The organism is Shimia aestuarii, from assembly GCF_900114635.1.
GTDB lineage: Bacteria > Pseudomonadota > Alphaproteobacteria > Rhodobacterales > Rhodobacteraceae > Shimia > Shimia aestuarii.
In genome coordinates, this window is sequence record NZ_FOTQ01000003.1 from 29,173 (window position 1) to 48,042 (window position 18,870).

General features: G+C 59.0%; 18 protein-coding genes and 1 tRNA gene. 8 read left to right on the forward strand and 11 right to left on the reverse strand.

Annotation, left to right across the window (positions count from 1 at the left end; all coding sequences use genetic code 11):
* Positions 1–287: 287 nt before the first annotated feature.
* Positions 288–1,598: a winged helix family transcriptional regulator gene (locus BMZ35_RS09620; RefSeq protein WP_093093409.1), complete on the reverse strand. Its 1,311-nt coding sequence runs from the start codon at positions 1,596–1,598 to the stop codon at positions 288–290.
* 145 nt (positions 1,599–1,743) lie between these two features.
* On the opposite strand from BMZ35_RS09620, the gene BMZ35_RS09625 reads away from it, so the two are divergent.
* Together BMZ35_RS09625 and BMZ35_RS09630 are read left to right on the forward strand one after the other, a co-directional pair.
* A complete protein-coding gene (locus tag BMZ35_RS09625; protein ID WP_093093411.1) occupies positions 1,744–2,094 on the forward strand; it encodes a hypothetical protein in 351 nt (116 codons plus the stop codon).
* Positions 2,091–3,800, forward strand: coding sequence for a sulfatase-like hydrolase/transferase (locus tag BMZ35_RS09630; RefSeq protein WP_093093412.1), 1,710 nt, complete (start codon positions 2,091–2,093; stop codon positions 3,798–3,800). The genes BMZ35_RS09625 and BMZ35_RS09630 overlap by 4 nt, the downstream gene beginning before the upstream one ends.
* Before the next feature lie 98 nt (positions 3,801–3,898).
* Here BMZ35_RS09630 and BMZ35_RS09635 read toward each other — a convergent pair whose 3' ends face one another.
* The 4 genes from BMZ35_RS09635 to BMZ35_RS09650 all read right to left on the reverse strand — a co-directional run bounded on the left by BMZ35_RS09635 (position 3,899) and on the right by BMZ35_RS09650 (position 7,387).
* Positions 3,899–4,561, reverse strand: coding sequence for a TetR/AcrR family transcriptional regulator (locus BMZ35_RS09635; RefSeq protein WP_093093414.1), 663 nt, complete (start codon positions 4,559–4,561; stop codon positions 3,899–3,901).
* 79 nt (positions 4,562–4,640) lie between these two features.
* A complete protein-coding gene (locus BMZ35_RS09640; RefSeq protein WP_093093416.1) occupies positions 4,641–5,900 on the reverse strand; it encodes a TRAP transporter large permease in 1,260 nt (419 codons plus the stop codon).
* Positions 5,901–5,904: 4 nt separating this feature from the next.
* The gene (locus BMZ35_RS09645) at positions 5,905–6,396 is read right to left on the reverse strand and encodes a TRAP transporter small permease (protein ID WP_165610041.1); all 492 of its coding nucleotides are present in this window, start codon (positions 6,394–6,396) and stop codon (positions 5,905–5,907) included.
* A 7-nt stretch (positions 6,397–6,403) separates the two neighbouring features.
* Positions 6,404–7,387: a TRAP transporter substrate-binding protein gene (locus tag BMZ35_RS09650; RefSeq protein WP_093093420.1), complete on the reverse strand. Its 984-nt coding sequence runs from the start codon at positions 7,385–7,387 to the stop codon at positions 6,404–6,406.
* A 455-nt stretch (positions 7,388–7,842) separates the two neighbouring features.
* Here BMZ35_RS09650 and BMZ35_RS09655 point away from each other — a divergent pair, with 455 nt between their 5' ends.
* From BMZ35_RS09655 to BMZ35_RS09675, 5 genes are read left to right on the forward strand one after another with little or no spacing between them, the layout of a single operon-like run.
* Positions 7,843–8,370: a nuclear transport factor 2 family protein gene (locus BMZ35_RS09655; protein ID WP_165610042.1), complete on the forward strand. Its 528-nt coding sequence runs from the start codon at positions 7,843–7,845 to the stop codon at positions 8,368–8,370.
* Between the two features lie 19 nt (positions 8,371–8,389).
* Positions 8,390–8,626, forward strand: coding sequence for a hypothetical protein (locus BMZ35_RS09660; RefSeq protein WP_093093424.1), 237 nt, complete (start codon positions 8,390–8,392; stop codon positions 8,624–8,626).
* A complete protein-coding gene (locus BMZ35_RS09665) occupies positions 8,623–9,963 on the forward strand; it encodes a hypothetical protein (RefSeq protein ID WP_093093426.1) in 1,341 nt (446 codons plus the stop codon). Before BMZ35_RS09660 ends, BMZ35_RS09665 begins: the two co-directional genes overlap by 4 nt.
* 1 nt (position 9,964) lies before the next feature.
* Positions 9,965–11,380: an aldehyde dehydrogenase family protein gene (locus BMZ35_RS09670; protein WP_093093428.1), complete on the forward strand. Its 1,416-nt coding sequence runs from the start codon at positions 9,965–9,967 to the stop codon at positions 11,378–11,380.
* 12 nt (positions 11,381–11,392) lie between these two features.
* Complete coding sequence (locus tag BMZ35_RS09675) at positions 11,393–12,139, forward strand: sulfite exporter TauE/SafE family protein (protein ID WP_093093430.1); 747 nt, start codon at positions 11,393–11,395, stop codon at positions 12,137–12,139.
* Between the two features lie 474 nt (positions 12,140–12,613).
* Here the strand turns inward: BMZ35_RS09675 and BMZ35_RS09680 are convergent.
* The 4 genes from BMZ35_RS09680 to BMZ35_RS09695 form a co-directional block, all read right to left on the reverse strand.
* Positions 12,614–12,690: transfer RNA gene (locus BMZ35_RS09680), tRNA-Pro, on the reverse strand.
* Between the two features lie 58 nt (positions 12,691–12,748).
* Positions 12,749–13,693 carry a DMT family transporter gene (locus BMZ35_RS09685; protein ID WP_093093431.1) on the reverse strand — a complete coding sequence of 315 codons (945 nt, stop codon included), beginning with the start codon at positions 13,691–13,693 and terminating at the stop codon, positions 12,749–12,751.
* A gap of 111 nt (positions 13,694–13,804) precedes the next feature.
* On the reverse strand, positions 13,805–14,908 hold the full coding sequence (gene leuB / locus BMZ35_RS09690; RefSeq protein ID WP_093093433.1) for a 3-isopropylmalate dehydrogenase: 1,104 nt from the start codon (positions 14,906–14,908) through the stop codon (positions 13,805–13,807).
* A 60-nt stretch (positions 14,909–14,968) separates the two neighbouring features.
* Complete coding sequence (locus BMZ35_RS09695) at positions 14,969–15,865, reverse strand: LysR family transcriptional regulator (RefSeq protein WP_093093435.1); 897 nt, start codon at positions 15,863–15,865, stop codon at positions 14,969–14,971.
* Between the two features lie 95 nt (positions 15,866–15,960).
* Between BMZ35_RS09695 and BMZ35_RS09700 the strand changes: the two genes are divergently transcribed.
* On the forward strand, positions 15,961–16,875 hold the full coding sequence (locus BMZ35_RS09700) for a Rossmann-fold NAD(P)-binding domain-containing protein (RefSeq protein WP_093093437.1): 915 nt from the start codon (positions 15,961–15,963) through the stop codon (positions 16,873–16,875).
* On the opposite strand, the gene BMZ35_RS09705 is transcribed toward BMZ35_RS09700, so the two are convergent.
* Positions 16,842–17,840: an endonuclease/exonuclease/phosphatase family protein gene (locus tag BMZ35_RS09705; protein ID WP_165610039.1), complete on the reverse strand. Its 999-nt coding sequence runs from the start codon at positions 17,838–17,840 to the stop codon at positions 16,842–16,844. The two genes, BMZ35_RS09700 and BMZ35_RS09705, sit on opposite strands and share 34 nt — an antisense overlap.
* Positions 17,841–17,857: 17 nt before the next feature.
* Positions 17,858–18,691: a hypothetical protein gene (locus BMZ35_RS09710; RefSeq protein ID WP_131814351.1), complete on the reverse strand. Its 834-nt coding sequence runs from the start codon at positions 18,689–18,691 to the stop codon at positions 17,858–17,860.
* Between the last annotated feature and the right edge of the window lie 179 nt (positions 18,692–18,870).

The window sequence follows — 18,870 nt, forward strand, 5'->3', positions numbered from 1 at the left end:
ATCAGATGCACTTCGTGCCGCTTAAACCCGTCACTGTAATTGCTTGTCCCCATATCGGCCTCCTTGTTTCAAAGTTAGGGGCAAAGCGTCCACAAATTTTGGGGCTCCTCACACCATCTCCGCACAGCCGGAAAACCGCGCAAGGTCGAAATCACAGCGGTCGCTTAAGAGCTTGTCAACTTCGCAATGGCTGTGTCGGAACTGGTGGAATTGGGCATCTCGGATTCCGTGACAGATACAATTTCCGGAGCACGAAAAGGGGTTGGACGACACAAACTCTGGACAAGTTACTGATCCTTTGGCCAACCTGCCGCCATTAAGTGGACGAGTACAGCATCCACGTGTTCGTGACTCGCATAGAACTTGCTCAATGCGACCTCTGGCTGAAACAGAGGCCAGGTTCGTGACAATTCCGCGAGAAGTTTCTGAGCCTCGTCAGTCTGCGCATTTGCCTGGTATGACGCAGCCATATAGAGCAGCGTCAGTTCACTGACAGGAGCGCCTGACGCAATCGCGGAATCGAAGGAAGAAACAGCAGTCTCGTAGTCACCAAGATGAAAACTGGCGACCCCATGAATATTCAGGTTTGCCTGGTGCGAACCCGCATCTCTGCGCGGCGCGTCAGGCGCTGAAATCTTTTGCGCTTCCGCAAAGCTCCCTGTCAGCAAAAGAATGAGAGCACGGAAGTTCAAAACCCTGCCATCTATTTCGCTCAGCAAATAGGCCCGGTGAGAGAGCGTTTTCGCGTTTTCGAAATCCGCGCTGGCGAAGGCCAGCCAGGCTTGGGACGAAATGCCCCAACCATCAGTCGGGTCAAGATCGACGGCAGCGCCGGACATGAGCGACGCCGCCTTAAGCTTTTCCTCACGTTGCTCGAGATCCGGTGCCAAAATGGCCAGAGTAGACAAGCTGTGAGCTGCTCCCGCATACCCACCTGCATAGGCAGGATCGATGCGAATGGCCTCTTCGAACAACTTGAGAGCTGCGGTTTGAAGTTCGACATCCGCGATCGGGAACAGCATTTCGCTTGCTTTTGCTGCCATATTCGAGGCCTGCAACGTCGCCATGGATTTCTCTGCCAGCGCCTTGCGTTCCTGCACCGCGCGCTCCTGCACGTTGATGTCCGCGCTGTCCGGGCTCGGGGGAAAATCGATACCTCTCCCAACCGACCAGACGAGCAGAGCCACAGCGAACAGCGATATTGACGCTATCGGAATTCGGAATTGTGCGAGGCGCGATTTGGCCAGCTTTTGTGTTTCTTTGCCTCCTTCGCGAAACTCGAACCTGGGAACATAGCCGCCGCTATCGATGTGGATCACGACGGCGTCATTACCGCCATGTGTCGCATAGTAGTCTGACAGGGCGCGGCGCAATCGGCGGGCATCGACCCGCACAATATTGTCGCTGCCATCGGCGGGCTGACGCCCGTAAACGTCCTGGGCGATGATCTTTCCAACGATCTCTTCAGGGTGGCCCTGCAGGCTTTGTTCGACCACGTAAGTCAGAAAACCCTGCAGACGGGCGGAGCCGGACAGCTGCGGACTTTTCAGAATGTCCTCCAGCGCAATTCGAATGGATTTTTCGTTTTCCGGACTCATGAATCGAATCTGCACCCCTACTCAGTCATGCGCTAAGAAAACAAACCAAAACAAATGCCTAAGAGAATTTCTCCGGTGCGTTTCACGTCATCTTTCACCGTATAACCCTTGTTCCGACCTTTCAACCGCAAGGAGGATTGGTGAGATGGGCTCCAATGACGAAAACCCAGCGGCCTACCCCGCTCAAGCAGAAGAATGCCTGCCAAAAGCGCGCGACGCGATCAAAAGTTTGCGTGCGACGGACGCCATCTTTGCAGAGATCTGCGACGATTACGAGTTGCTCGTGGGGGACCTGCACGTCCTGTCGCAGTGTGAGGGTGCCTCGGAAGAGGATTTGCAGAAGGCACGCGACCTTTTTCTGGAGAGTTTAAAAGGCCTCACAGACGAAATCCGCGCCGCGCTCGAGAGAGCTTCGCGCAGGGTCGGAGGGCCCCGGGGGCCCGACAGTACCAGTTCGAGCCCACACCAATTTTCACAATCTGGAGAAGACACATGAAACTGAAATCAGGCAAGGCATCATGCAGTGCGTTGGCACTTGTGATGATGTCGCTGACCGGCGCACATGCCGAAAGTGGCAAGATCATTCATGATGCCGAACACTATGTTCTCGAAGCACAGCATGGCGAACGGTGGGCCGCCGAAGATGCGTCACTTCAGGAGAAGCTGGACGCGCTGGAGGCCAAGTTCGGCACCAAGCCCAACATCATCCACATCATGTGGGATGACACTGCGGTGGGCGAGGTCGGCATCCCGGAAATTCAGGCGGTTCGCGGGTTCGAGACGCCACACATGAACCGGATGGCGGATGAAGGCATCAACTTCATGCGCATGTACACGGAACCCGCCTGTACGCCTACGCGTGCAGCGCTTCAGACCGGTCGGTACGCCGTGCGGAGCGGCATGCACACCGTTTCTTTCCCGGTTGAGTATTCCGGCATGGATGCCGAGGAAGTGACCATTGCCGAGGTGCTGTCGAATGTTGGGTACAAAACCGCGTTTTACGGCAAATGGCACCTTGGCGACACAGAGTTTTCCTATGCTCACAACCAAGGCTACGACGAGGCGTTCTTTACCCCCTACAACCAGGTGCCTTCGATGTGGAACCCCGGGGCCGAGGTTGGCAACGTCATAACCGGGCTTTATCCCGAGCTTTACGGCGAAGACAAATATGACATGGATAAATCCTGGCAGCCGCTGGGTCAGGTCTGGACACTGGAAGGCACCAAGGGCGGGGAAACCCTTGAATGGGGCCCGCCGCCAAACATTGAAAACTACTGGGATATCGAAACTGAATCCCAGCGCCGGACACTGGCCTTCATCGACAAGAGCGTCGAAGCCGGCGAGCCATTCTTTATCGCCTACCAGCCCATTCTCGGTGCGTTTTTTCCCGACCCCAGAGTTGCGAAGAGAGCGACGGCAAATAAGAACATGCTTGCGGAAGGCCTGATCGCTGTCGATGACTTCGTTGGCGAACTTGTGGCGCATCTTGAGGAAAAGGGCATTGCCGAGAATACGCTCGTCATGGTGATGGCCGACAATGGGCCTTTCATTCACTATGGTCCTCGGGGCATGGCCGAAACCCTGTACTCCGGCGGCAAGGGTGACTTTACCGAAGGTGGCGTGCGTGTGCCGGCAATTGCGAAATGGAAGGGCGTGATCGAACCGGACCAGATCGTGGGTGACATCCTTCATGTCAGCGACCTGTTCACCACATTTGCCCGCCTCGGTGGCGCAATGGACCAGATCCCCACTGACCGGGTGATTGATGGTGTCGACCAGACATCGCTGTTCCTGAATGGAGATGGCTTCAGCCGCCGGGATTATGTGATGATCTACCAGGGCCCGAACCTGGCCGCAGGCGTCAAAGGCCGGTTCAAGCGCGACTGGAAAAACGCGACACCAGGTCTTTCGAAGAACGAGTTCTATGATCTTTATACCGATCCGCGAGAAAGGACCGGGGAGATGATTCAGCAGTTCCACGTCAAATCGATGTTCAACCGCCAGCGTGCCCGGCACGAGTTGTGGATGCAGGAATATCCGAACCGCCCGGATGCAACCCCTGGGCCGGCATTGACGGGCATTTCAAACGAACGTCCCGAAACCCGCAAGCTCTACACGTCGCCGGTCGAGACCGAAAAGCTGCCGTTCACACCACAGCAGATCGGCAACTACCCGCTGCCTTTCGCCGGTAGTGATATGTAAGACAGACTGGCACTGGAGCCTACGGGTTCCAGTGCCCGCCTTCTTGCCAAGGCAATTCTCAGATCACTCGTCTGAAGGATGGAATGTGAGCGACTGCTTCAATACAAGTCGGTCAAACGCATGTATCGATGTGTCGCCTCTTTCAGCGCAGCCCTGAGCGAATGGTCTCGTGTCGAGAAAACGTGGTAGTCGTTGACAAGGTCATTCTGAAGCGCACCGACGATGAGCTGAAAACAAAAGCTTAGTCTTTCCTTGGTCTCTTCCGGGGAGAAGGCAGGAAACAGTGTCGCACAGGCGCGGCGATAATTGCGCATGATCTCGCGTGCGCTGTCGCGCATCGGGGCCCACGGGTCATCGGGTTCGAGAATGCGCAGCAAGGATTCGCGAAGCACGCCACGGACCGGTCCGGTGAAGAGATCGGCCATCAGGTCAACCAAGGCATCGAGCGCTTCGCCGGGTTCCATTTCATAGAGTTTATCCACGTTGACGCGAGCATGGATTTCCGAGTTGCAGAGCTGGATTGCAGTTGCACGCAAGGCGCGAAAGTAGGCTTCCTTGTCCTCGAAGCGGGTGTAGAAGCTGCCGACGGACTGGCCACACTCTTCTGCAAGATCCGATATCTTGAGGTCGTTAAACCTATTGCTGTTCAACAGCTTTATGCCCGCCTCGATATAGGCATCGCGAATGCGGCGGCTGCGCGCCTGTTTGGCCGGGAGAACGCCGGGGATGTCATCATCCATCAGTAACGCGCCGATATCCATGCCATTCCCTGTTGTTGAGGCCGCTCCATCCTTGATTTAAGCGTGTCGCGCCGCCCTGTCAAAGCGACGCGAAGGTTCGTTATCGCACAAAGAACAGTGCTGTCTGAGGCACAAAGGTGACAACCATGAGCACTGCGAGGATAAGCGCGATGAATGGCAATACCGCGCGGCAGATCTCGATGAAGCTTTCTCGGAAGGCGGTCATCGCCACGATTAGGTTCAGCCCAAGGGGCGGCGTCAGGAAACCAATCTCGAGGTTGATCACCATGATTACGCCGAAATGCACCGGGTTTATGCCATAGGCCACCGCCGGAACCATCAGGAGGGGACCCAGGATCAGGATTGCAGAGATCACGTCGAACAGGCAGCCGACGATCAGCAAGAGCACGTTGACGGCCAGCAGGAAGGCAATTTTGTTGTCGGTGACCGACGTGATCCACAGCGCCAGTTGGTCGGGGATTTCTTCGATTGTCAGGATGGTCTTGAGGCTCAATGCGACGGCCACGATCGGGAACAGCATCCCCAGCAACTTCGCTGTGTCCACACAGGTATGGTAAAAGTCGATTGGCTTCAGCTCGCGGTGAATGAAAATCTCGACGAAGAGGGCATAGACCAGTGCCACCGCCGCCGCCTCGGTGGCCGAGAAATAGCCTGAATAGATCCCGCCCAGCAGGATCACCGGCAACAGCGCTGACCAGCCGCCGCGCCGCAAGGCGGTGGCAAACTCGCGCAGGTCGAACGGCTCGGACGGCATCTTGCGGTTGACCCAGTAGGAATACCCTGCCAGCACTCCAGCGATCATCAGCCCGGGAATGATCCCGGCGAGGAACAGGTCAGCGATGCTTTGTTCGTTCACGATGCCGTATAGGATGAGGGGGATGGACGGCGGAATGATGATGCCCAATGTGCCACCCGAAGTCAGCGCGCCGAGCGAGAAGCGCTTGGAATAGCCGTTTTCGAGGAGTGCTGGATAAAGGATCGTGCCCACTGCCAGCAATGTGACCGGCGAGGAACCGGAAATGGCGGCGAAGATGGCGCAACTCAGGATCGTGGCCACGGCGAGGCCCCCGGGAATGGGGCGCGTGACGCTGATGGCCAGGTCGATCAGGCGGCGCGCAATGGATCCGCGGGTCATGATCGAACCCGCCAGAAGGAACATCGGGATCGCCAGCAAAAGCGCGTTGTCGAGGCTGATCCAGATATCTTCGGCGAGGTATTCGAGGTGTCCGTCGCCCCAGACAAGGTGCACATAGGCCGCCGAAGCAAGCAGGATGACGATGATGTTCTGTCTGAACGCCAAAAGCGTCAGAACCATCGCGAGAAGAAGAACAGCATACATGAGATCAACCTGTCAGGATGTCGGAGTGAGGTTTGAGCGTGGGGCTTAGCGCAAAGATCAGGTGCTTGAGACCCGCAGAGGTGAATGCGTAGGGGATGACCAGTTGCAGTGGCCAGAGCAGAAAATACAGCACGGGGGCCTTGTCTCCGCTTTCCATCGAAATCTGAACGAACGTCCATGACACATACGCGCCGGCAAAGAAGAAGCTGGCTGACAGCACATCGCCGAAACGTGCAACTGCTGCGCCGTGCCGACCTGCCAGTCCGTCCAAAAATTCGGGACGCAGGTGCGAATTGTCCGACGTGGCCAGCGTTAGCCCAAGAAACCCGGCCACGATCGCGCCATAGACTGCGAGTTGCTGAAGGCCAAGGAATGCCGAGGAGAAGACTTCGCGCCCAATCACATCCACCATCAGGAGAGTGGCAACGAGGGCATAGGCCACCGTCGCCACAATGGATTCGGTTAGCGTCAGTCCTTTGAGAACGGACTTTAACATCTCGGCCTCACGAACAGGATGCTTTGGCCGCAAGGATCGCATCCCACTTGGCCTTGGCATCATCACCCAGCTCGTTCAGGATGGCCTCTTGCGCTGCAGGGGCCAGAGCCTTCCACGCCTTGAGCTCGTCGTCATTGAGTTCAATGACGGTTGCCCCTTCGGACGCCGCCTTGCCCAGCAACGCGCCTTCGGCTCCCCGAATGGCGGCGCGCAATTCAAGGAAGGTGGGCGCAGCTTCGTTGATCCAGGCCTTCTCCTGGTCCGACAGTCCGTTCCACGTTCTTTGCGAGATGATCACGGCGCCAACCTGGTGCTGGTGGCGGGTCACGGTGATTTGCGGTGCGACCTTGTCATATCCGGTGGCAACTCCGAACACGGAAAGTTGTGTCGCGGCGCTGACCTGTCCGGTCTTGAGTGCGGGCACGGCCTCGCTGGGCGCCAGGGGCACCGGTGTGCCGCCGGCAGTCTGGATGAACAGGGTATCTGTTGCAGAAGGCGCGGTGCGGATTTTGACGCCAGAGAGGTCTGCCGGGGTTCGGATCGCCTCTTTCGAGAAGATGACCTGATAGCCCACCTCCATCCAGCTCAGCGCGTGCACCTTGGCGGCGTCAAATTCTGCGGCATAGGTATCGAGTAGGTGATTGTCCGCTACGCAATCAAATTGTTCGGCGGTGTCAAAGGCGTAAGGAGACGCCAACAGGCCGAATTCCGGCACCAGAAGCGACACGGCGGTGTTTGACATGACGCCCATGTCGATCCGACCCCGTGCGATCTGTTTTACGACGTCCTGTTCGCCACCCAGCTTCGAGCCGAGATAGGGCTTGGCGGTCAGCTCTCCTCCAGAGACATCGGCGAGCTTGTCGACAAATTTCATGGTGATCTTGCCCCAGGGTGAGTTCGGGGGTGGGGCAGCGCTGAGCCGAAGTTCCTTGGCTTCGGCGGCAATGCCGCCTGCAACGACCAGTGCAGCGGCAATGGCTGTGAGTTTCATGACGAGTTCCTCCCTGTCATCTCGCGTTTGCTAAGAACTGAGCACAGGCTATGTGGGAATGGTTGATTCTGTCAAATAAAATGAATTTAAATTCACTTAAGTGTAAAAAAATCTATTGAAAACAATTAATAAGGCGCAACATAAATGGCGATAATTATGAATGCTAATTCATTTTAGTTGACGAACCACCGTGCTCGTTGCTAGGTTTTCCAAAATTGAGTGTTGCCGAGTCGTCAATCAATCGGCCGCTTTTTTGGAGAGAACTAGGGGGCTACGCGCTGATGTCAGAGACAGGATCAAGACCGGGTTCGCGCAAGCCGGCCAAGGGCATAACGACCACTTCGCGCAGGACTCGCGCAGGCGAAACGCCCACGGGTTTGCGCGTGTTGAACAATGAGCGTGATCAGAGCATCGATGCCATTGCGTCCGTTCCAGCCCCAACGCCACCACGCGCGGTGCCTTCTCAGGTCGTCGACAACCCGGCACCGCAGGCGGAAGAAGAGATTAGTGCCGCGCGCAGTGCGTCAAACGCCCCCAGGCTGGCCAATGGCTTCAAAGTTGTCGAGAACCGCGCCTACCAGCGCAAACAGAAAATCGCGCGCGCACCGCTCACAGTTCCCGCCGATGACGAGATGGGCCACAAGAAGCTTTTCACCAAGTTCGAAGAGGCGTTCACGACTCGCGATATCGCGGCGTTGCGAGAATGCCTGTCCCCGGCCTTCACGTGGAAACTGCCAAACGGGCAGGTGGTCTATGGCCGTGATGCCGCTCTGGAGGAAATGGAGCGCCGCTTTGCCATGCCCAATGGACCAAGGTTTTCAGCTTCGGTGTGGCGCTTCCGCGGCAACACGGTGCTGCAAACCTATGACGTTGAATATCTCGGCCCCGATGGCGCTTGGCGTCAGTCGCAGGGCTTTGACCTTTACGAGATCGGCGACGGGCTGATCACCCTCAAGGACGCATATTGGAAAATGATCCCCTGAGCGGGGATGGGAGGATGACATGAAGATTGATTCAGCAGCGGGCGAATTTTCGTTCGACCTTGAAAAGCTGGACCTGCTTGAAGACGGCATCGTGCTGACCGGCAAGATGGGCGTCTGGGAGGCAGAGACCACCATGACCGATGCCGACCTGCGCAGGATCGTGGGAATGGTTCTGCGCAAGCCGGGTGCATGGGGCTATCTGGTTCGCCTGCTTTTGGGTGTCCGCCGCGAAGTCGCGAAGGAGGCCCGGCAATGAGCACTCGCAAACCCGAAGGCCTGCCACCACAGGCGCAGGCGGCATGGGACTACCCACTGTTCGATGCAATCATGGGGCGCCGTTCGCGCCGGTTCGGCATTGGCATGGAGATGACATCGGGCCCGTTCCAGCACAAATCCGAATACGAGCCCTATCCGCTGAGCGATCTGGAAACCGCCATGTTGGTGGCCGCTGCCACGGCCACAACGGGGCCGATCCTGGCCGAAACCAACCTGCCCGGTGCGATGGTGAAAACGATCGGCAAGCCATACCCCTCTGCGATGGGATCGCACCGCTCGCGGCTTTTCTTCACCAATGACGACGGGGTGTTCGTGGTTAAGGCCGATCAAGCCAAGATGACCAAGATGCGCGAGTATGAAACGGCAGGCGACCGCGACAAGCTGTTGGGCTTCTATGACGAATTCGTAGAGAAAATCGATGACAAGCGCATGGACCTGCCTCCCGCTGAACCGGGCATCTGGCCGCATAACCAGTGGGTCACGAACATGCCCGGCACCACGATTTTCATGCCGGTAATCGACGTGACCAAGGACATCATCAAGCTGATGATCAACCTGTGCGACGGCAAGGCCGGGCGCTATGCCCAGAACACCGGAGGCTATTATATCGTCGATGACCGCAACGGCATGCGCCCCTGCGGCAACCAGAAGTGGGTCGACAACGGTCTGTTGAACAAGCGCAAGGTGATGACGCTCAGCCGTTTGGAAAAGCTGCTGTCGGATGGGATGCTGGCCGAAGGCGCCTTCATGGGGCAGCTTATGGCGCTGACGCTCCAGGCAACAGGCCTGGGCGGCTGGGTCTATGGCGGGTTCTCGTCGACCGTGGTTCTGGGCGGCACACCTGCCTGCCGCGGCCTTGGTTTCCGCTTCATCCAGTCCAAGTCGGACCCGTTCCCGATCCCGGTCGGGCGCGACGGTGTTTTCGAGGCCTATTGCCCCCCCTATTATGCCAACATGTCCGATGCGGTGGACGCAGCACTTGAGGGTGCGCTTCAGACCATGGACGAGTGGGAGGCCAAGGGCATGGTCAAACCCCACACCGCCCCGAATGCAGAGTTTGATGCCGCGACCATCCCGGCGAGCCCCGAGGGCATCCAGTGCGTCAAGGATATGTGTCAGTATATCTTTGATACGTATGGAAAATTCCCTGCGACGGTGGACCCGATCCAGATGACCCTGTTCATTCAGGCGCACCACTTGGACCTCGACTTCTACGACAAGCATATGAAGCCGGGATCCTATCTCGATACTCACAAGAATCATTTCCGCGATTGGCACGGCAACGACGGCCCCAAGAAGCGCAGCAAGGAGACCTGATATGGACCCGTTCCGCCTGATTATCGACGGCAAGAAAGTGCCGACCAAGCAGTGTTTCGAGGTGATCAACCCGGGAACCGAGAAGGTCGCCGGGCTGGCCCCGCTGGCGACCAAGGATCAGCTCGAAGATGCCGTGCGCGCGGCCCGAGTTGCCCAGAAAAGCTGGGAAAAGCAAACCGAACGCAAACGCCAGACCGCGTGCCGTCGCATCGCCGAGCGCATCGAGGCCCATGCCGAGGAACTGGCTCAGCTTCTGACCGCTGAACAGGGCAAGCCTCTGGGTGGTCTGGGGTCGCGCTGGGAAATCGGTGGGGCGATTGCGTGGACGCAATACACCGCCAGCCTGTCGATGCCGCCGAAGGTTTTGCAGGACAACAACGAAGGGCGTGTCGAGTTGTTCCGCAAGCCGATCGGCGTGGTGGGATCGATCCTGCCGTGGAACTTCCCTGTCATGATCGCCATATGGCACATCGTTCCGGCCGTGCTGGCGGGCAACGCGGTGGTGTGCAAACCGTCGCCCTACACGCCGCTGACCACACTGCGGCTGGTTGAGTTGATGAACGAAGTTCTGCCGCGCGGCGTGGTGAACTGCGTCACCGGCGACGATGACTTGGGCCCGATGATGACGAGCCATCCCGACATCGGCAAGATTGTCTTCACCGGCTCCTGCGCCACCGGCAAGAAGATCTACGCCAGCGCTGCCGACACCATGAAACGGATGACGCTGGAACTGGGTGGTAACGATGCCGGGATCGTGCTGCCGGACGTCGACCCGAAACAGATCGCCGAGGGCCTGTTCTGGGGCGCTTTCATCAATGGTGGTCAGACCTGCGCCGCGCTCAAAAGGTTGTATGTGCACGACGATGTCTATGAAGACGTCTGCGAGGAGTTGGTCAAATTCGCGCGCAAGATGCCCATGGGGATCGGCACGGACGAAGCCGCGATGCTCGGCCCGGTGCAGAACCTGAGGCAATACGAGATCGTCAGCGATCTTGTGGCAGACGCACGCGGCAAGGGCCGGGTATTGCTGGGTGGTGACGCTCCGGTGCGAAACGGTAAAAAGACGGGCTATTTCTTTCCGCTGACCATCATCGCCGATCTCGACAATGGAGACCGGTTGGTGGACGAGGAACAGTTCGGACCGGCCTTGCCGATCATCCGCTACCGCGATATCGACGAGGTGATCGAAAAGGCCAACGACAACCCCAATGGGCTGGGCGGATCGGTCTGGAGCCGCGACATCACCGCAGCGCGGCAAGTGGCCAGCCGGATGGAATGCGGATCGGTCTGGATCAACAAGCACGGCGCGATCCAGCCAAACGCGCCTTTTGGCGGGGTCAAACAATCTGGAGTAGGTGTAGAGTTCGGGCAGGAAGGGCTGGAAGAATACACTGACATCCAGGTCGTGTTTTCGTGACCCGCATTTGAGATGCCGAGCTTTCTTGACCCTGGCACCGTGCCGCTTTTGTTGGTTGGCGCGGTGTTTTTCGCATCGCTCTTGCAGGCCGTGACGGGCATCGGCTTTGGCGTCATTGCCGGGCCGGTCCTGCTTGTCACCATGGCCAGCGCCGGGGCTATACAGGTCTCAATTGTGCTGAGCTTCCTGATCGCGCTAATGCTAACGCCGATCACTGTGCCGTACGTGAACTGGCGGCTGTTGCGTCCGCTCTTCGCCGGGGTCTGCATCGGGACCCCGCTGGGGGCGTTGGCCTACCTCAACCTGTCGCTGGAGCACCTGAAGCTTTTCGCTGCGGTTGTTGTTGGAGTGATGACGGTGATTGCTACGGGAGTCTTAGCCCGGTTCCCCTTCTTTCAGACCGACACGCGGGCGCGGCGCGGTGCGATTGGCGTTGTCTGCGGCATTCTCAATTCAGCGCTCGCCATGCCCGGACCGCCGGTTGCAGCCTATGTGACAGCCATCAAGAGCGACCCCATCGTAGTGCGGTCCACGACACTGGTGACGTTCTTGCTTTCCTACCCCATCGCACTTGGATTTCAGGCAATGTTCGTGGGCATTTCTGATACGCTATTGCCTACCGCGTCTGCTTTGGTATTGCCGACAATTGCCGGAACAGTTTCCGGGGTTTTCTTGTCGCGGAAACTAAAGCCGCAGCATCTGATGTGGCTCACTGTCCTGTTTTTGATGACAAGCACGCTCATGTTGATCTTTGGGTAGAGTCAAGGCGCGTTGCCTGACTGATTGTCGGGATGGGACTACACTTACAATTTTTTGCCATCTCGGCGCAAAGGTCGAGGCGCGAACTGGTGCGGGCGGTTCTGGTTGCAGTTCCCGGGCGAGGTGAGAAACGGTGGCGACTCCATCCGGTATGAAAAGTTGGAGATCGAAGATACGATCATGGTCCCTCCGCATGTGCCCGGCCAAAATGCAGAGGATTCCTGTGCCGTTTGGGTGATGCAGGTAATGAGTTCCGCACTAAGAAGTCAGATGAGATGAAGGTAAAATGCGATCAGTTTCTGCGAAACATCGAAGATCACATGGATGCCTGAAGTCCGGCGATCTCGTTGCCTCGCCCAACTGGTGTTCAGGCTTCATCGGTTCGGAGACAATGGAAACAGAGATTATGGGGCCGAGCTCATAAACTTGCTTCGCAAAAAGCTAACAAAGGCGCCCTAGGGCGCCTTGCTCTATTGGTCGGAGTGAGAGGATTCGAACCTCCGACCCCTGCCTCCCGAAGACAGTGCTCTACCAGGCTGAGCTACACTCCGACCGTGACGCGCGGGATAGTCGGTTCGTGGGGCTTTGGCAAGCCCATATCGCGCGAATTTATTCGTCTCCGGGGCGCCGCAGCATTTGCGAGACCCGGAAGCTGCCCGGCGACAATCCGCGGGTGCGGGTGCGCAGGACCGGAGTCTGTCTCGATGTGCCACCCGTTGCCTCGCGCACGATGATGAATAACCCGCTGGCCACGATGAGCGCCACTCCTGCCAGCGTGACACTGTCCGGGAGCTCGCCAAACAGGAGAGCCCCAAAAATAATCGCCCAGATGATCTGGGAATACTGCATGGGTGCGACCATTGCGGCCTCTCCGAGCGTATAGGCCTGCACCAACAGAAGGGTCGCCGTAAACCCGAACAGCGCCACGAAAGCCATCGCGCCGAGGTCCGGCAGGCTCACCGGCTGATAGACAAAGGCCATGCTGATCCCCATCACCACGACGCTTGCCAGCAACGGGAACAGCATCAATACCACCCGCCGCTCATCCCGCCCGATCTTGCGCACGATCACCGATTGCAATGCACCCCCCGCGGCCGTCACAAAGGCCGCAGCATGACCCCAGCTCACGCCGTTTACACCGGGGCGCACCACGATCAGCACCCCGACCAACCCGACCAGAACGGCTGACAACCGCCACACCCCGACCCGTTCCCCCAGAATCGGGATAGACAGGACCGTGATGAGCAAGGGTGTAGAGAAGATCACCGCGTAAACCTGTGCCAGGGGCAGCATGGTAAAGGCGAAGAAAGCCGCGGTCGGCGCCGCGACCAAACAGACCGAACGCAGCGCCACCCACCATGGATGCACCGGGCGCAGGTTGCCTGGGCTTGGATCGCGCACCATCATCACCGTGATCAGAGGAAAGCTGAACAGGCTGGCAAAGAACACGATCTGAAGCGGCGAATAGATCGCGCCCAGGTATTTCACCACCACGTCATGCGTGGAAAACAGCGCATACGCCAGCAGCGCCAGTATCGTGGCCTTGAGGTTCATCGCGCGGCTCCGGATCGGTTATTGCACTTGTTCGGTTATACGGCCTTTGCCCGAATGAAAAAGACCCCGGCACAATGTACCGGGGTCCTTTGAATTTTCAGATGCGTCAGATTACAGGCTGGCGTCCAGCGCGGCGAGGATCGCGTCGCCCATATCGCTGGTCGATGCGGGGGTGCCGCCTTCGGCCTGCATCAGGTCTGCGGTGCGCACGCCATCGGCCAGAACCTTTTCCACCGCAGCTTCAAGGCGATCGGCCTCTGCGCCCTGATCAAAGGAATAGCGCAGCGCCATGGCAAAGCTCAGGATACAGGCGCTGGGGTTTGCAATGCCCTTGCCAGCAATGTCCGGGGCCGAGCCGTGTACGGGTTCGTAAAGCGCCTTGGGGCGGCCGTTTTCCATCGGCGCACCAAGCGACGCCGAGGGTAGCATGCCCAGCGAACCGGTAAGCATCGCGGCACAATCCGACAGGATGTCGCCAAACAGGTTGTCGGTATAGATCACGTCGAACTGTTTCGGAGCGCGCACAAGCTGCATCGCGCCGTTGTCGGCATACATGTGCGAAAGCTCGACCTCAGGGTAATCCTTGGCCACCTCGGTCACGACTTCGCGCCACAGGATGCCCGATTCCATGACGTTGGCTTTTTCCATCGAGCACAGTTTCTTGTTCCGGCGCATGGCCAGCTCGAATGCCGAACGCGCACCGCGTTCGATCTCGCTTTCGGTGTAACGCTGGGTGTTGATGCCCACACGCTCGTTGCCTTCTTCAAAGATGCCGCGCGGCTCGCCAAAGTAGACGCCCCCGGTCAGCTCGCGCACGATCATGATATCAAGCCCGGAAACGATGTCGGTCTTGAGCGACGAGAAATCCGCCAGCGCGTCAAAACACTGCGCCGGGCGCAGGTTGGCATAAAGGTCCATTTCCTTGCGCAGGCGCAGCAGGCCGCGCTCCGGCTTCACGCTGAAATCCAGATCGTCGTATTTCGGGCCACCCACGGCACCCAGCAGAACCGCGTCCACTTCCTGTGCCTTGGCCATCGTGTCGTCATGCAGCGGCACGCCGTGCTTGTCATAGGCCGAACCGCCCACGAGGTCTTCGCTCACGTCGAATTTCAGGCCGCGCTTGTCACCCATCCAGTCGATGATCCGGCGTACCTGGGCCATGACTTCGGGGCCAATGCCGTCACCGGCAAGAATAAGAAGCGAAGGGTTGCTCATGGGGCTGTCCGTCCTTGGTAAAAATCGTCCGCTCTGCCCTAGCCGGACCCGGGCAAAAGATCAAGAAACGAAGGGCCGCAGCCCCGCCTCCAAAAGGGTCCAGACACGGGAAATGCGCTGCGTGTGGCGCAGGCTCTCATGCGCGGTCAGCCACACGGGCAAAACGGGCAGGGGAAAGTCGACCCGAACCTCTTCAAGTCCCGGCGTGGCAAGGGCGATGTTGCGCTGACAAAAGCCAAGTCCACAGCCAGCACGGATCAACTCCCAATAGGCGCTCTGATTGTCACACCGGACCGAAAACCAGTCGCGCGCGGCAGGAATACCCATCGCGCGCATCTCGCGCAGGATGTCATCATTGGCGTCATACCCGACCATGTCGTGAAGGCGCAGGTCTTCGGCAGCGCGCGGGCGCCCCTTGCGGTCAAGATATCCGGTGGTGGCGAACATGCCGAGCGTGATGTCGCCCAGATGTTTCGTCACCATATCCAGCTGTTCGGGGCGGTACATGCGAACGGCAATATCCGCCTCGCGAAACAGCAGGTTTTCAGACGCGTCCGAGGGGACAAGGTCGATATGGATGTCTGGTTCCTGCGCACGGATATCCGCGATGATGCCCGGCATGGCGTGGTGGGCCATGAACACGCTTGTGGCGATGCGCACATCCCCGGCCAGCCGCGTCTCGCCACCCGCAGCCGTCAGCGCCAACGCCGCCATGGCTTCTTCCATCCGCCTTGCGTAGTTCTGGATATCATGCCCCAGCCGGGTGAGTTCGAAACCCCGCGCATGGCGATGGAACAGCTCGATCCCCAAAGTCTCTTCCAGCGTCTTGATGTGGCGCCCGAGCGTGGGTTGCGAGGCGTTCAGCCTGCGCGCCGCACCTGACAGGGAACCCGTTTCAGCCACGGCTAGGAAAGACTGAATCAGGGACCAGTCGAGATTTGTCAGTCGCGTATCCATTCAGTTTTGAATATCACACTTTTGATTTTCGCCAATTCATATTTGCAAATGAAGGGGACATCTTTGTGGTACACCTTCCAAAAGGAGCTTCTCTCATGACCCAGACCGTTCTCATCCTCGGGGCCTCGGGCCGTTTTGGCCGCAACGCGGCTGACGCCTTCGCCGCCGCAGGCTGGCAAGTGCGCCGCTTTGATCGCAAGACCGACACGCTCGCAACCGCCGTTCAGGGCGTGGACGTGATCGTCAATGCCTGGAACCCGGCTTATCCCGACTGGGCCGCGCAGGTGCCGCGGCTGCATGCCGACGTCATCGCCGCCGCCAAATCCGTGGATGCGACCGTGATCCTGCCCGGCAATGTCTATGTCTTCGGTGCCGGCACCCCGGCGCCGTGGTCACAGTACTCGCCGCATGCGGCGACCAACCCCTTGGGCCAAATCCGCCGTGGCATGGAGCAGGCCTATCGCGACAGCGGCGTGCGCACGATCATTCTGCGGGCCGGGGATTTCCTCGATACCGAGGCGTCTGGCAACTGGTTCGACCAAATCATGATCCCGAAAGTGGGCAAAGGCGTTTTCACGTATCCCGGAAACCCGAAGATCGCCCACGCCTGGGCCTACCTGCCCGATCTGTGTCGTGCCGCCGTGTCTCTTGCCGAGATGCGCCAGCATCTCGACCGGTTCGAAGACATCCCCTTTCCCGGATACACGTTGAGCGGAGAGGAGATTTCGGACCACCTGTCGCGGGTCACTGGTCGGCCGGTGCGTCTCAAGCGCATGAACTGGGTGCTGCTGCATCTCGCGCGTCCTTTCTGGAAACTGGCGCGACACCTGCTCGAGATGCGCTATCTCTGGAACACGCCACACAGTCTGGATGGTACGCGTTTCAATGCGCTCCTGCCGGGATTCACGCACACGCCCGTGACCACCGCCCTTGCTTCGGCGCTGCCGCAGGACACGCTGCGCCCAATGCTGTCCTCTCAGAACGCAAGGTCGACCCAAACCATCCTGTGACGGCTGGCCGTGGCCACCGCCTCGCCCAGCGTCTCCTCGGCGCTGGGCCAGACCACCCCGGCGTCCCGCACTTTCAGGTCGGACGACGGCAGAACGTAGTCCACCCGCAAGTCACCCGGCTCCGGCTCGGGCCAGTCCACCGTTGACCCCGTGTCGGCATGCGGGTCCTGAAGGCGTGGATCGTTTAGCAGTCTCCGCATCACCTCGCGCCGCCCCTCTCCGTGTTCCGGGTCGAGATTGGCATTGCCCATGATCACGAACGCCCCGTCCGGGGGCGTACCAAGCCCGCCATCCAGCACCACCTGCCAAAGCCGGATCTCGTCTGCGTTGCGCAATCCGTTGCGATCCTCGGGCCCGTCAAACACCGGCGGCCCCGCAGCGAACAGCATCAGCGTCACCCGCTGCCCCTCGGGCCCGACAATCGGCACCATCCACGCCCCGTGCGAGGGCAATAGCTGCACCGCTTGGGCCGTTTCAGAAGGGAAGGGCGCTCCATTGATCTCCGGCAAAACCGCGCCCGGCAGATCACGCCACAACACGCCGCTGAAATCCTGTACGCCGTCCGGCGCTACGGGCCAGCGCGACAGCAGCACCATGCCGCCTTCCCCTCGAAACCGTCCGAAACCCTGCGCATCGCGTGGCCCATGCGCCCGCCCGTCGCCATCAAGATCCACACCGCTCGGCACGCCCGCATTCTGTGACAGGGCAATTACATGCGGATAACCCAAACCAGCCTCGGCGAACACATCCCGCAGGGCCCTTGCCCCATGCAGCCGATAGTCGATATCCACCCCTTGGAGGAACAACACGTCCGGTGTCACCGATGCGACCACCTCGGAAATTGCGTCGACCTGCGGATCGCCGCGCCGGATATCGCGCAGCATCAGCCCCGGCCCTTTGCGGGCCAATTCCACGTCATATGTTGCCAGCCGCAGCCCCTCGGCCCCGGCGGGTGCGCCCCACAAAAAGCACAGGAAAAGGATCAGGCGGTTTGCAAGGCCCTTGCAGCGGCATAGGCGCGACGACGGTTGTCGCGGATCATCTCGGCCACGCGGGTCATCGCCATGCCCCGCATGATCAGGCTTGCCGGAATGAAGGCCCATGCGCTTATCGTCCAGATCAAGGTCATCGGATCGTCCAGATAGATCGGATCCACCAGATCGGACATCATCTGAACCACCGCCGGGATCAAGAATGGCATCAGAAACCCTAACGCAATGTTAAGACGTCCATCGCGCTGCAATCGGGGCAGCACATCGCCCCCCGCCGTAGGATCGAACAGGGGCAGGTTGACCCAGACATTGAACGCCCCGTTGCGCGCCGGCCATCCAAGGATGCGCACATAGAAATAGAACACCATCAGCGCGATCATCGAGATCAGGTAGGAAAGACCGGACGAGGTGCGCACGGCTTCGACCAGTTGTGGAGAGGCATTGTCGGGCAGCATGATCACCATCAGGCGCACCGGCGAATACGGGAAATCAATCGCGTTGCCGACCACGATCCCCAGCGTATGCAGGAACGACGTAAACGCATTGGGCGCATAGGCGCCACGCGCGATCACCGACAGGCAGAACACAGCAAAAAAGATCGCCAGAAACCGCAGGCGGTTAAAGGGCGCGGCATAGCGGAATTCGATGATCGACGGATAGGTCGAATAATACTCGATAAAGACGAGACAGCCGGAAAACAGCGCGAACAGCAACACGATTTCAATCGCGTCGGGGCTTACATTGGGGAGGATCAACGCCGGAGTTGCAAACAGCAACGCCACCAACAATGCCCGCGTCAAGGCGCTTACGATTTTTCCCAACACTGCCCTTTTCCCTTCAAACTGGACGCTCGCGATACGTTGCCGCGATCTTTTTCCAACTTGATCCCGCCTGCTCAGACGGGGGTGCCTCATTCTTGCCTTAATCTTGCCGCCTTTCGCTGCCGCGCTCAAGGTTTACTTTGGATCAGGGTTAAGAAGTCTGCGCCTGCCGTGGCGACTGG